Source organism: Saccharospirillum sp. HFRX-2 (assembly GCF_043196805.1).
Taxonomy (GTDB): domain Bacteria; phylum Pseudomonadota; class Gammaproteobacteria; order Pseudomonadales; family Natronospirillaceae; genus Saccharospirillum.
The window spans coordinates 728,600-740,738 of the sequence record NZ_JBEBMU010000001.1 but is presented as its reverse complement, the minus strand read 5'-3'; the positions used below and the strand labels follow the sequence as shown (position 1 = coordinate 740,738).

Genomic DNA, 12,139 nt, shown 5'->3' with positions numbered 1-12,139 from the left:
ACAGCGTGTCGCTGAAGTCGCACCCGAGCCCGGGGCGGACCAATCACCACAGGACCAAAAAAATGCTCAATATCCATGAACGCTTAGGCACCCAAACCCCAGTCGATTCAGAAGCCGGTATCACCCTGACTTTCGAACAACGCGAGAAAGGACGCCTCAGAGTATTCGCCGATAGCGGCGAAGAAGTGCGTTTGTTTTTAGAACGTGGTCGGCCTTTAGCGGTGGGCGAAATATTAAAAAGCGAATGCGGCCGACACCTGCAAGTAAAAGGCGCACTGGAAGCCACCGTTATTGCGCGTTGCGACGACTGGCTAACCTTCGCCCGCGCCTGTTATCACCTGGGCAATCGCCACACCAAGGTAGAAGTCGGCGAGCGCTGGTTACGCATTCAACCCGACCATGTACTGGAAGACATGTTGCACGGCTTGGGTTTAACCACCGAAGCAGAGATGGCGGTTTTCAATCCTGAATCTGGAGCTTACAGCCATGGTCATCACCACCACTGATGGCAGTTTGTTACGACTGTTGCAGTTGGCAAGCCTGAGTTTACCGGTCGGCGGTTTTTCCTTCTCGCAAGGTCTGGAAAGCGCCATCGAAAACGGCTGGCTGACCGACCGCGACAGCACGCGGGATTATCTCGCGGCGCAGATGAAACTGTCGTTGGCGCGGTTGGATTTGCCCTTATTGCTGCGCGCTTTGAGCGCCAACGAAACTGGCAATCTTGACCAGCTCAGTGAATGGAATGACCTGGCGCTGGCGTGCCGCGAAACCAAAGAATTACGGCTGACCGATACCGCCATGGGCGCTGCCCTGGCAAGGCTGCTGCGCCATCTGGATATGCCACTGCCCTTTGCTCCGGCGGCCGAGCTGAGCTTTGTCACCGCCTTTGCCATCGCCGCATCGCGCTGGGGCATTAACGCTCAGGCGGCCGCGTTCGGCTACAGCTGGGCCTGGCTGGAAAATCAGGTCGCAGCAGCAACAAAACTGGTGCCCTTGGGCCAGACCGATGCGCAGAAATTACTCGGCGAATTACAGCAGGAAATACCGGCCGCACTGGCTACAGCAGAGAGCATAGCCGACGACGCCATTGGCGCCGGCTTGCCTGCGCTCGCCATTGCCAGTGCACAACACGAACATCAATACAGTCGACTGTTTCGATCTTAAGGAGACAAAAATGAGCCAGAACAAACAAACCTTACGCGTCGGTGTCGGCGGCCCGGTCGGCTCCGGGAAAACCGCTCTGTTGCGTTCGCTTTGCGCCGCCTTGCGCGAGCACTACGACATCGCCGTGGTCACCAACGACATCTACACCCGCGAAGACGCCGACTTTCTAACGCGCCATGAAGCGCTCGATGCCGATCGCATTTTGGGTGTCGAAACCGGCGGCTGCCCACACACCGCCATTCGTGAAGATGCGTCGATGAATTTGGCGGCCATCGACGAACTGGTGGCACGACACGGAGCACTCGATGTCGTTTTCGTAGAAAGCGGCGGCGACAATTTAAGCGCCACCTTCAGCCCGGAATTATCCGACTTCACCGTCTATGTGATCGACGTTTCCGCCGGCGACAAAATTCCGCGCAAAGGCGGACCGGGCATCACCAAATCCGACTTGTTGATCATCAATAAAACCGACCTGGCGCCGCTGGTTGGGGCTGACCTCGATGTCATGGATCGCGATGCCAAAAAAATGCGCGGCGACAAACCCTTTGTGTTCTGCAACCTCAAAAAAGCCGAAGGTTTAGACGCTGTTATCGACATCATCGTGCGCGAAGGCATGCTCGAATCGAAAACCCTGCCACCGGCGCAGGCCGTTGTATAAATCCAGGAGAAACATCATGAAAACTCTGCTTCGAATCAGTCTGACTTTAGCCGCGGTTTTGCCATCGCTGGCACTGGCACACAGCGGCCATGGTGAAGCCAGTTTGGCGTCCGGTTTTGGGCATCCGCTCGGTGGTTACGATCATCTGCTGGCAATGATCGCCGTGGGTATCTGGGCGGCTTACTTAGGTGGTTCGGCACGCTTCTGGGTACCGGCCAGCTTTGTAGTGGCGTTGCTGTTTGGCGGCGCTTTGGGTATGGCAGGATTGAGCCTGCCGGCCATGGAACCGATGATTCTCGCGTCCAGCGTTGTCATCGGTTTGGCGTTGGCACTGGCCGGACGCGTACCGACTGTTCTAGCTGCCGCCGGCTGTGGTTTATTCGCCGTCTTTCATGGCTTAGCGCATGGCCTGGAAATGCCTACCCATGGCAGCGCCGTTGGCTACGCAGTCGGCTTTGCTCTGGCCACCGCCCTGTTGCATCTGGCAGGCCTCGCCAGTGGCGCACTCAGCCAGAAACTGGCGGGTCGAAAACTGGAGCCTTGGGCCGGCGCTGCCATCGCTTTACTGGGCGCCAGCCTGAGTGTTGGCTGAAAATTATCGGCCTGCCGCGCCCAGGCGGGCCACTTTTTCCAGCCAGCGCTGGCGTTGTTTCTCAGTGGATTTCACCACCGGACCAAAGCTGGTTACCCGCACCGGTTTGATACCACAAAACTCCATGGTCGCGGTTTTCAACAACCGCACACCCGGTTTTTTCAGCACCAGACGATCGTACCAGATGGGCGTATCCATGGTCAGAATCAAGCGTGCACTGCGGCCGGTTAACAGGCGATCAGGTAGCAACGAATTGGGACGGTATTTAAAGCCGAAGCCAGGGTGCAGTGCCCGGTCGAATAAGCCTTTTAATTTCGCCGGAGGACCACCCCACCAGATGGGTGCGACTACAACCCAATGATCGGCCCACTGTAATTCCGTCTGGAATATTTCCAGATCGGTCTCCAAAGGCTGGACTCGATCATAGCCTTCCATCAGATCCGGCTCGAAATCCATCTCACCGATATTCAGTTGATGCACGTCGTGCTGCGCTTTGGCAGCACTGACGTAGCGCTCGGTCAGGGCCCGGCTCAGACTGTCGGTTTTCGGGTTGCCATTTAACACCAGTATTTTGCGACTCATCATCATTACTCCTCAAACAATGAACCGTCAGTCTGGCGTCTGCCCCTAAGGGCAGAGTCAAGCTTCAGTACACCGTTGCCAATCGTTCAGGCATTGATTGATGGCCTTGAGTGATTGTTGGCGTTGCTGGATGTCATCGAGCAAGGCCTGACGTTTGCGCTGCAGCAAGGCGGCAACGCCAGTCGAATACGGCGCTTTTGGATCGACCGGCCCAGCGCTGCGAATTTCCTTCAATGTCAGCCCCAGCGCCTTGGCCGACTGGATCAGCTCAACGTAATGACGATGCTCATCGCTGTAGTCGCGGTAACGGCCACGTCGTTTTGGCGTTGGCAAAATGCCCAAGCTTTCGTAATGGCGCAGCGCCTTGGGTGTGGTGCCGGTGCGATTGGCGAGTTCTCCGATGTACATCCTGATGCCCTTACTGGTGATAGCTCTATAGTTCAAATGGGGGAGCGCGCGGCGTTTTCCAGTTGGCCGAGGCTTATTGCGAAAACGGTTTTAACTCAACCTGATGGGCGGCTTCCAGGGCTTGCGCCACTTGTTGTTCAAAACCGCTATCGGTCAGGCTTTGCAAGGCCGCCGCACTCACGCCCTGATAACCGATCAGCGCATCGACCATGGCGGTCGGGTCGGTGCCTTCATGCAACAACAGCTCACTGCCACCGGCCAGCGTATGCAAGACGGCATCGAGCGCGAGGTCATCAGCCAAACCCTGAGCTTTAGCGTGAGCCAACATGGCTCTGCCCAGCAAAGCCGGCAGCGCCGGACCGGGGCCAGACAAGGCTGCCAGATAACTGAAGGCCGCTTGCGTTGGCACTTCACGCGCCCTGCCACAGCTGGACAGCAGATGCTGCACGTCCCGGCGGTCTGCTTGCGACACCGCTTCGCTTGCCCACCAAGGATAAAACGCCCGGCCGATTTCGGCGGCGGCATTGGGCATGGCGCGCACGATGCGGTCGGTCCTCAGCTGCTGTGATAATTCAGCAGCGTCGGTCATCGCCAGCAAAGAAATCACTGTTTTGCCCTGAGCATTGACGCTCAGCGCAGATAAATCCTGCGGACGAATCGACAGCACAAGCAGATCGGCCATATCGACCAATTGCTGGTTATCGGTGGTGATCTCCACACCTGGCCAGTCGGCATAAACGGCTGCTTGCGGTGAGCGCGACGAAAGGATCAGTTGGCTGGGTTCAATCAGCCCTCGCGTTAACACTGCCCGGCCCAGCGAACGACCCATCCAGCCGAAACCACCGATAATGCCGAGGCGTTGATGATTTTGCATTTGCCAATCCTCTGCAAAGCTGGGAATTTATGGCGACCGACCAACAGCCTGGAGCCGATCATGACTGACATTCAATACCCGCTTAAGGGTTCGTGCCAATGCGGCAGCATCACCTATGAACTGGCCGAGCCACCACTAAAAGTGATTGCCTGTCATTGCCGCCAGTGCCAGAAGCTATCGACCAGTGCGTTTAGCGTAACAGCTATGGTAAAAGCCAGCGCGCTTACCGTTCATGGCGAACTGAAATTCTGGGAGCGCAAAGCCGACAGCGGCAATATAAATGGTGCTGCCTTCTGTCCCAATTGCGGCAACCGCCTCTACCATTTCAACCCGGCTGACCCGGAGCACATCAAACTCAAACCCAGCACATTAGAAGACACCCGAGTGATTCAACCAACGATGCATGTTTGGGTGAGCGAAAAGCAAGATTGGTTTGAAATTCCCGAAGGTGTGCCGACGGTTGAACGCCAGAATTGAACGGCATTTTTATCGCAAAATAACGCCGCTCTGGGTTCACCATTGAGCGGCATTCCACATTTTTAAGCCCTCGATACCGCATCCTGCGGTATTCAATTCCCTCGCTAACAAACTGAGACTGAGCCCTCCTGTTAAACCATACAAGGGGGCCACCGTGCGCGGTCTGATCTGCAATTCTTACTGGGTAGTTTTTATAACGCTGTCCGTCTTAGGACTGACCGGTTGTAATTCAGAAAGCGGCGGCACTACCTCCGATGATGGTGGCACCGCCTCCTTACCTACCGTCGACACCATGCCTTGCAACGGCGGCATCTGTACACTCAACAGTGGGGTCGTTGTGGGGGACGCCGAAGCCAGGGTGGTTGTCGCGAATCTCGCTCAGGGCAACGTCATTCTTAAAACCCAGAACTCAGAAGTGCTGACGCTGTTAAGCCCCATTCAGTGGAGCAGTCATCGTTCGTTAACCTTACAGGCGGACAACGACATTGAGTTATTCGGCGGCATCAGCGCGAGCCAGGGAAAACTGATCATCGATAACCCCGGGCACGACTACCATTTGCGCAAGCCAGTGGATTTATCGGCCGGCCAAAACTTTCGAGTGAACGGTGATGAATACACCGTCATCACATCGCTCGGCCAACCTGGCTCAACCACCGGTACCGACCTGCAAGGCATCAGTGGCAACCTGAATAATAACTATGCCCTTGGCAGTAATATTGATGCATCGACAACCAGCAGTTGGAATTCAGGTGAAGGTTTCTCTCCCATTGGCAATGCTGATGATAGCGATACAACCTTTTCAGGCTCATTGAATGGTTTAGGGCACGTGATTCGAAATATTCACATTGATAGATCCGAAGACAACTACGTTGGTCTTTTCTCCGGGATGATAGACGCCTCCTTGATACACCTGGCTCTGGAGAATATTCAGGTACAAGGTTATAGCTCAGTGGGTAGTTTCGCTGGTAGCATTGAAGACTCCAAGGTTACCCAGGTCTGTGTTATTGGTGGAACAATAACCGCCTTTTCAGATAACGCAGCTGGGTTGGTTGGAAGCAGTTACGGAGACAGTGTCATCGTCGATAGCTGCATCCTCGGTACCGCTATATACGCCGATCACAGTGTTGGAGGAATGGTTGGATACAACAATCATAACTTGACGGTTGAAGATAGCTACGCATTTCATTTGAACTTGACTGACGAAGATGGTGCCTCGGAAATTGGCTTCATAACTGCCCGAGATGAAATCGCAGCGCCAACGGTAATAAATAGTCTAGTTCATCGTATATCTTCAACACCGACCAATCCTAACAACGATTCCGGCCGTACACCATTGACAGGAAGCGAACTCGGAAATCTTTCAACTTACCAAAATGTATCTTGGGATATTTCAACTGACCCAGAAAGCAATAGCCTTTGGTATTTAGACAAAACCTACGCTCGGAAAGTACCCGCCATGTTACGCATCTTTGAATTTGATTTAACCGACTACTTACACGACGATTAGTCACAGATTCTTCGCCGCGATAATTAGTTGAGATTGTTTTGAATAAGACTACGTTCAATTGGCTGTTTAACGTATTAACTTGCGAAAGCCCAATTGTTTGAACAGAAACTATACTGAGGAATACCACATCCTGCGGTATTCCTCTTTCCCCTCTTAAACTCAACACTGACGACTCTAATATTGCTTGCAACAGCGGAGAGCCGTCATGCGCAGTTTGTTTTTTAAATGGGAATTCTATCTGGCCCTGTTTGCACTGGGATTGGCCGGTTGTAATTCAGAAACGGGCGGCGGTGGCTCTTTACCCACAGTCGATACCATGCCTTGCAACGGCGGCATCTGTACACTCAACAGTGGTGTTGTTGTGGGGGACGCCGAAGCCAGGGTGGTTGCCGCCAATCTCGCTCAGGGCAACGTCATTCTTAAAACCCAGAACTCAGAAGTGTTGACGCTGTTAAGCCCCATTCAGTGGAGCAGTCGTCGTTCGTTAACCTTACAGGCGGACAACGACATTGAGTTATTCGGCGGCATCAGCGCGAGCCAGGGCAAACTGATCATCGATAACCCCGGGCACGACTACCATTTGCGCAAACCGGTGAATTTATCGGCCGGCCAAAACTTTCGAGTGAATGGTGATGAATACACCGTCATCACATCGCTTGGCCAGCCTGGCTCAACCACCGGTACCGATCTGCAAGGCATCAGTGGCAACCTGAATAATAACTACGCCCTCGGCAGCAATATCGATGCATCGGCTACCAGTAGCTGGAACGGCGGCTCTGGGTTTTATCAAATCACGCATCAGACCGATGTTGTTCCATTTACGGGCAAACTCGACGGACTCGGGCATGTCATTCGTAATATCACTATCAACAGGCCAACCTTTAGTTATGTGGGACTCTTCGCTGCGCTGGACAATGCAACAATTCAGCATTTGGCGCTGGAAGATTTTCAAATTACCGGAAACAGCGCTGTGGGTGGTCTGGCTGGAGTGATCGATGGCGCTAACCGCATTGTTCAAAGTTGCATTGTGGGTGGGGAAATCACGGCCCAGAATAATTCAGCGGGTGGATTCATCGGTTACCTAGATGGCGACCTAGACGTCCAAGACAGTTGTTCCTTGGGCACAACCATTCACGCCGACGACAAAATTGGTGGCATGACTGGCTCGAACGGCGGACGTCAACTGACTGTGTCAAAAAGCTATGTGTTTTGGTTAGAAATTGATGACGTCAATCTTGACAGTTTTTTTGATGCACCCAGTGAAGCACCCGCGACTATTACGGTCGAATCTCTTGCCCAATCCGAGGATATCGATAGCGTCCCAGATGGAACGACCAATGTAACCTTTAGCAACCAAAAATCTCTTTCTACTTACAAGAACGTAAACTGGGATATTTCCAGTGATCCGGACGACAGCAGTCTTTGGCTTCTGGACACAACCTATGCCAGGCCGGTACCAGCCATGCTCCGAATATTTAATATAGATCTATCGGACTATTTATTGCCTTCAGGTTGATCGGAAGATCCTGTCCCCACTCAAAAGACACTGACGTCACAACTCACTTTTGGGGACGTCTTTCTGGCTCGTAGCAATACGAGCCGACTTCTCGTAATCGGACTATCGGCTACCGTCACCGCCAATACAATGCCATATACCACATCCTGCGGTATTCCTCTTTCCTCTCTTAAACTCAACACTGACGGCTCTAACATTGCTTGCAACAGCGGAGAGCCGTCATGCGCAGTTTGCTTTTTAAATGGGAATATTATCTGGCCCTGTTTGCACTGGGATTGGCCGGTTGTAATTCAGAATCAGGTGGTGGTGACTCATCCATTCAAACCGAACCTTTCTTTTGCGCCGGTGGCGTATGTTCTCTTGCTCGTGGCGTGGCTTTGAACGAAGAATACGCAGCGACCGTCCAAGACGAACTGGCCTTAGGCAACGTCATCTTAAAAGCCGCCAATGGCAGCCGACTGGTGTTGGACAACGGCATCGAATGGGACGGCAGCCATTCACTGACATTGCAAGCGGACAACGATATCCGCATCAACGGCGGCTTAAGTGCCACGTCCGGAAAACTCATTGTTGATAACCCTGGGCACGATTTTATTCTGGTTCGCCCGGTGCACTTATCCGCCGGCGACAATCTGCGCATTAATGGGGAAGAGTATGTCGTTATTACTGAGTTAGGTGCAGAAGGCTCGGTCACCGGGACGGACTTGCAAGGCATTAATGGTGCCGCGGGTGTTAACTTTGCATTGGGTAGCGATATCGATGCAGATACCACAAAGAATTGGAGTGCGACATCTGGCTTTAAACGAATTAGTCAGAGGATTAGAAATTTTGAAGGATTGGGACATACCATTAGCCAGCTGCAAGTCAATGGTGGTGGAACACAATCCGGAATGTTTGCGTCATTAAGTGACGCGACAATTCGACACTTGGCTTTGGTGAACCAAAGAATTGATCGGGGTTCTCATGTAGGCGGACTGGCCGCTGAAACTTACGGCACAATCACTCTAAAAAGAAGTTGCTTCATTGGAGGACGTGTTTCGGCTGACTATGATGCAGGTGGGTTCTTTGGTCGCGTCGACGAGTCATTATCAATCAGCGATTCCTGCGTTATGGGGACTACCATAAACGCTTTAGAGGATACAGATGTAGCCGGATTTGCTGCTGATGTATCGGGCCGAGCAAGCATCAATAAGAGCTATGCGCTTCAATTATGGTTTACCGGAAATGGCAACGAAGAAGATGCATTTGCAATACCCAATGGCGTTAACGATTCAGTCAATATAGCCAAAAGTTTATTCAAAATTTTTTCCTCCGCGACTGCGATCGTAACTCGCCCAGGCAGCGTAAAGTTGAGTGAAGCAGAAATGTCGCAGTTGCAGCACTACATGAATGCGGGCTGGGATATTTCCACTGACCCCGACGGAAATAGCTTGTGGTATTTGGATGAAACCTCTGACACTCCACCAATGCTTCGGCTGTTTGATGTTGAGTTATCGAACCACTTGCCATCAGATGCCTAACGATCCACCAGCCAGGCATCACCGGGCAACAAACGGTGTCGTTGCAACCAACCCTTCGGATCATCGTGATGGCGCGCGACAAAGCGCGCCAGATCGTTTTCGCTGCAAACTCGTCCGGTAAACACCCGCACATAATCGGCCATGCGGTTTAACCGCTCGCTTAAATTTTCCTGCGTGCGCATCGAGATATAACCAATCTGCGTTAAATAGATCGTCCGCGAGCGAACGTCGGCTTCGCCGTCGGGAAAGTCGTAGCGTGTGAGCATGGCACGCAGCGCCGCCAAACGTTGTTGATCGGCGGCGTCGACGGCCTTTGCTACGGCGGGCGAATGCAACGCCCAATGGCGAATGGCGTATTCAAAATCGGCGTCGAACAGACGCGCATCCAGCCAGCAATCGAACACGTTTAACATGGCTTCGACCACGCTGTCGGCGTAGCGCTCGGTCTGTGTAATCAGCCCTTGGGTGTTGGTGTTTTCCCAGCGTTCTATTAGCTGATCCAACAACGCATCGCGGTCTTTGAAAAACCAGTAAAAGCTGGTGCGTGAAGTATTCAGGGCTTTGGCCAGCGGCTGAATTTTTACCGCCTCAACGCCGGAACGGATCAGTATTTCATAGGCTAGGTTTAGCCAGTCTTCGGCGCGATCCTTGTTGGCACTTTTATTGGCCGTTCTCTCGGTCTGAGCAGTCATGATGTTCCATAAACGACACATGATGTACATCAGTGTCTTACATCTTGACACCTGTGTACAGTCATCGCTAAGTTGGCCGCTCGCCCACCCGAAGCCGAGGCTCGCCATGGCACTCGACCCCTTGTTGCAGCCCTATCAGCTCAAGCATCTGACGCTGAAAAACCGCCTGATGCTGACCGCGCACGAGCCCGCTTACCCGGTCGATGGCATGCCCAAAGAAGCCTATCGCGCTTACCACGTTGAGCGCGCCAAAGCGGGCATCGGCCTGACCATGACCGCCGGTTCCGCCTCGGTCGCCAAAGACAGCCCGCCGGTGTTCAACAACATCCTCGCCTATCAGGATGAAGTTGTACCCTGGTTACGCGACCTGGCCGATGAATGTCACCAATACGGCACGGCGGTGATGATTCAGTTGACGCATCTGGGCCGGCGCACCCGCTGGGACAAAGCCGACTGGTTGCCCACGATCTCTGCCTCCAGCCAGCGCGAAATGGCACACCGCGCCTTCGCCAAACAGGTCGAAGACTGGGACATCGAACGCTTAATCCACGACTACGCCGATGCCGCCGAGCGTATGCAGGCAGCGGGTCTCGATGGCTTGGAATTGCAGGCTTATGGGCATTTGATGGATCAATTCTGGTCTCCGCTGACCAACACGCTCGACGCGCCTTACGGCGGCAACCTCGATAATCGGTTGCGTTTTACCTTTGACGTATTAGCCGCCATTCGCGAACGCGTCGGTGAAAACTTCTTGCTTGGCGTGCGTTATACCGGCGATGAAATGCTCGACGGTGGTTTGAGCGCTGAAGACGGTTTGAGTATTTCGCAGCGTTTAAAAGACAGCGGCCTGGTCGATTTTCTCAACGTGGTACGCGGCCATATTGATACCGATCCTGGCTTGACCGATGTGATTCCGGTGCAAGGCATGCGCAGTGCGCCGCACTTGGAATTTGCGGGTGAAATTAAAAAACACACCGATTTCCCGACTTTCCACGGTGCCAAAATTCAAGACATCGGCACCGCCCGGTACGCCATCGAAACCGGCAAAGTCGATGTGATCGGTATGACCCGCGCACACATGGCCGACCCGCATATCGTGCGCAAATTATTGGCCGGGCAAGAAGACCGCATTCGACCTTGCGTGGGTGCGAACTATTGTCTGGATCGGATCTACCAGGGCGGCGCGGCTTACTGCATTCACAATGCCGCCACCGGTCGCGAAACGACGATGCCGCACGATATCGAACCGGCCAACATGCAGCGCAAAGTTGTGGTGATCGGTGCTGGTCCGGGTGGTTTGGAAGCGGCACGCGTGGCCGCCGAACGCGGTCACACCGTTATTGTGATGGAAGCGATGAGCGACGCCGGCGGGCAAATTCGGCTGACTGCGCAAAGCGAACGCCGCCGCGAAATGATCGCCATTGTGGATTGGCGTGTGGCTGAGTGTGAACGACTTGGCGTCGAGTTTCGTTACAACTGTTGGGCCGAAGCGGACGAGGTTATGGCCGAAAATCCGGACGTCGTGATTGTCGCCACCGGCGGTTATCCGATTGACGACCAACCAACGCTTGGGCACGAATTAACGATCTCGGCTTGGGATATTTTGTCGGGTCACGTCAAACCGGCCGCCAGGGTTTTGTTGTTCGATGAGGCCGGTGATCACCCCGCTCTGCAAGCCGCCGAAATCATAGCCGCCAGTGGCGCGGAATTGGAAATCATGACACCGGATCGCAGCGTGTCGCCGGAAATTATGGCGATGAATCTGGTGCCCTATATGCGTGCTTTACAGCGTGAGAATGTTCGCTTTACCCCGACCTATCGACTGACTTCGGTCGAGAAAAATGGTGCGGAATTAGTCGCGACGGTGGGCAGTGATTATCTGTCGTTAAGCCAACATCGGACCGTCGATCAAGTGGTGGTTAATTACGGTAACCGGCCGCTGGCTGATCTGTATTTCGATTTAAAACCGCACTCATCGAACGGCGGCGCGGTCAATTACGATGCGTTAATTGCCGGTGAAATTCAGGAAGAAATTCGTAACGACGCGGGCACCTTTCAACTGTTCCGCATTGGCGATGCCGTATCGTCGCGCAATACTCATGCGGCGATTTACGATGCGCTGCGCTTGGTAAAGGATTTATAGCCTCCG

Annotated in this window: 13 protein-coding genes; 9 read left to right on the top strand and 4 right to left on the bottom strand. The window is 53.6% G+C overall.

Annotated elements, in window-relative coordinates:
• The first annotated feature begins 62 nt into the window (after positions 1-62).
• The 4 genes from ureE to ABMA60_RS03650 are packed head-to-tail and all read left to right on the top strand — an operon-like array spanning position 63 to position 2,414.
• Positions 63-506 carry an urease accessory protein UreE gene (ureE, locus tag ABMA60_RS03665; RefSeq protein WP_392798863.1) on the top strand — a complete coding sequence of 148 codons (444 nt, stop codon included), beginning with the start codon at positions 63-65 and terminating at the stop codon, positions 504-506.
• Positions 487-1,164 (top strand): urease accessory protein UreF, encoded by a 678-nt coding sequence (locus tag ABMA60_RS03660; RefSeq protein ID WP_392798860.1) that lies wholly within the window; start codon positions 487-489, stop codon positions 1,162-1,164. The genes ureE and ABMA60_RS03660 overlap by 20 nt, the downstream gene beginning before the upstream one ends.
• Positions 1,165-1,174: 10 nt before the next feature.
• Complete coding sequence (ureG, locus tag ABMA60_RS03655; protein WP_392798858.1) at positions 1,175-1,822, top strand: urease accessory protein UreG; 648 nt, start codon at positions 1,175-1,177, stop codon at positions 1,820-1,822.
• Between the two features lie 16 nt (positions 1,823-1,838).
• Positions 1,839-2,414: a HupE/UreJ family protein gene (locus tag ABMA60_RS03650; protein WP_392798856.1), complete on the top strand. Its 576-nt coding sequence runs from the start codon at positions 1,839-1,841 to the stop codon at positions 2,412-2,414.
• 3 nt (positions 2,415-2,417) lie between these two features.
• Here ABMA60_RS03650 and ABMA60_RS03645 read toward each other — a convergent pair whose 3' ends face one another.
• The 3 genes from ABMA60_RS03645 to ABMA60_RS03635 form a co-directional block, all read right to left on the bottom strand.
• Positions 2,418-2,996 (bottom strand): NAD(P)H-dependent oxidoreductase, encoded by a 579-nt coding sequence (locus tag ABMA60_RS03645; RefSeq protein ID WP_392798853.1) that lies wholly within the window; start codon positions 2,994-2,996, stop codon positions 2,418-2,420.
• Positions 2,997-3,053: 57 nt separating this feature from the next.
• Positions 3,054-3,404 carry a MerR family transcriptional regulator gene (locus ABMA60_RS03640; protein ID WP_392798851.1) on the bottom strand — a complete coding sequence of 117 codons (351 nt, stop codon included), beginning with the start codon at positions 3,402-3,404 and terminating at the stop codon, positions 3,054-3,056.
• Between the two features lie 73 nt (positions 3,405-3,477).
• Positions 3,478-4,278, bottom strand: coding sequence for a pyrroline-5-carboxylate reductase family protein (locus ABMA60_RS03635; protein ID WP_392798848.1), 801 nt, complete (start codon positions 4,276-4,278; stop codon positions 3,478-3,480).
• 60 nt (positions 4,279-4,338) lie between these two features.
• Between ABMA60_RS03635 and ABMA60_RS03630 the strand changes: the two genes are divergently transcribed.
• The 4 genes from ABMA60_RS03630 (at position 4,339) to ABMA60_RS03615 (ending at position 9,298) form a co-directional block, all read left to right on the top strand.
• A complete protein-coding gene (locus tag ABMA60_RS03630) occupies positions 4,339-4,755 on the top strand; it encodes a GFA family protein (RefSeq protein WP_392798845.1) in 417 nt (138 codons plus the stop codon).
• 154 nt (positions 4,756-4,909) lie between these two features.
• Complete coding sequence (locus ABMA60_RS03625) at positions 4,910-6,262, top strand: hypothetical protein (RefSeq protein ID WP_392798842.1); 1,353 nt, start codon at positions 4,910-4,912, stop codon at positions 6,260-6,262.
• 205 nt (positions 6,263-6,467) lie between these two features.
• A complete protein-coding gene (locus tag ABMA60_RS03620) occupies positions 6,468-7,778 on the top strand; it encodes a hypothetical protein (RefSeq protein ID WP_392798839.1) in 1,311 nt (436 codons plus the stop codon).
• A 221-nt stretch (positions 7,779-7,999) separates the two neighbouring features.
• Positions 8,000-9,298, top strand: a complete 1,299-nt coding sequence (locus ABMA60_RS03615; protein WP_392798836.1) for a hypothetical protein — start codon at positions 8,000-8,002, stop codon at positions 9,296-9,298.
• On the opposite strand, the gene ABMA60_RS03610 is transcribed toward ABMA60_RS03615, so the two are convergent.
• Positions 9,295-9,990, bottom strand: a complete 696-nt coding sequence (locus tag ABMA60_RS03610) for a TetR/AcrR family transcriptional regulator (protein WP_392798833.1) — start codon at positions 9,988-9,990, stop codon at positions 9,295-9,297. The genes ABMA60_RS03615 and ABMA60_RS03610 overlap by 4 nt on opposite strands.
• A 106-nt stretch (positions 9,991-10,096) precedes the next feature.
• On the opposite strand from ABMA60_RS03610, the gene ABMA60_RS03605 reads away from it, so the two are divergent.
• Positions 10,097-12,133, top strand: a complete 2,037-nt coding sequence (locus tag ABMA60_RS03605; protein WP_392798831.1) for an FAD-dependent oxidoreductase — start codon at positions 10,097-10,099, stop codon at positions 12,131-12,133.
• The last annotated feature ends 6 nt before the right edge of the window (positions 12,134-12,139 follow it).

Excerpts from the sequence above, each read along its gene's own strand:
- ABMA60_RS03640 (WP_392798851.1), bottom strand. The coding sequence starts at position 3,404 with ATGTACATCGGAGAACTCGCCAATCGCACCGGCACCACACCCAAGGCG.
- ABMA60_RS03605 (WP_392798831.1), top strand. The coding sequence starts at position 10,097 with ATGGCACTCGACCCCTTGTTGCAGCCCTATCAGCTCAAGCATCTGACG.
- ABMA60_RS03610 (WP_392798833.1), bottom strand. The coding sequence starts at position 9,990 with ATGACTGCTCAGACCGAGAGAACGGCCAATAAAAGTGCCAACAAGGAT.
- ureE (WP_392798863.1), top strand. The coding sequence starts at position 63 with ATGCTCAATATCCATGAACGCTTAGGCACCCAAACCCCAGTCGATTCA.
- ABMA60_RS03635 (WP_392798848.1), bottom strand. The coding sequence starts at position 4,278 with ATGCAAAATCATCAACGCCTCGGCATTATCGGTGGTTTCGGCTGGATG.
- ABMA60_RS03645 (WP_392798853.1), bottom strand. The coding sequence starts at position 2,996 with ATGAGTCGCAAAATACTGGTGTTAAATGGCAACCCGAAAACCGACAGT.
- ureG (WP_392798858.1), top strand. The coding sequence starts at position 1,175 with ATGAGCCAGAACAAACAAACCTTACGCGTCGGTGTCGGCGGCCCGGTC.
- ABMA60_RS03630 (WP_392798845.1), top strand. The coding sequence starts at position 4,339 with ATGACTGACATTCAATACCCGCTTAAGGGTTCGTGCCAATGCGGCAGC.
- ABMA60_RS03620 (WP_392798839.1), top strand. The coding sequence starts at position 6,468 with ATGCGCAGTTTGTTTTTTAAATGGGAATTCTATCTGGCCCTGTTTGCA.
- ABMA60_RS03615 (WP_392798836.1), top strand. The coding sequence starts at position 8,000 with ATGCGCAGTTTGCTTTTTAAATGGGAATATTATCTGGCCCTGTTTGCA.
- ABMA60_RS03660 (WP_392798860.1), top strand. The coding sequence starts at position 487 with ATGGTCATCACCACCACTGATGGCAGTTTGTTACGACTGTTGCAGTTG.
- ABMA60_RS03650 (WP_392798856.1), top strand. The coding sequence starts at position 1,839 with ATGAAAACTCTGCTTCGAATCAGTCTGACTTTAGCCGCGGTTTTGCCA.